Below are 278 nucleotides of genomic sequence, written 5' to 3' on the forward strand. Positions count from 1 at the left end.
CGAATAATCGCTGCCGACATAGAGCACATTGATGTCGACCAGCTGGTCCGACCTGTTCTTCGCCAGCACATGCACCTCGTCGCCGGGCGAGACGCGTGGCACCACCGAGGCCTGCAACGGCTCCAGCCCGTCCTTGTCACGACGCTTGACCTGGAATTGCACGTCGACGTCCTCTGGCTTGTAGTCGGAGGCGGCCGCCAGCCTGGAAAGACCGGTGGCCCGGAAGATGGTGCGCAAATTCCTTACCGTCGCATCGACAAGCTTCTGGCGGTCGTCGG

Annotated in this window: 1 pseudogene; it reads right to left on the bottom strand. The window is 62.6% G+C overall.

From position 1 onward, the window contains the following. Positions 1-278 (bottom strand): annotated as a pseudogene (locus tag EN807_RS35140) (caspase family protein); the annotation flags it as partial.

This window comes from Mesorhizobium sp. M5C.F.Ca.ET.164.01.1.1, assembly GCF_004792125.1.
Classification (GTDB): Bacteria; Pseudomonadota; Alphaproteobacteria; order Rhizobiales; family Rhizobiaceae; genus Mesorhizobium; species Mesorhizobium wenxiniae.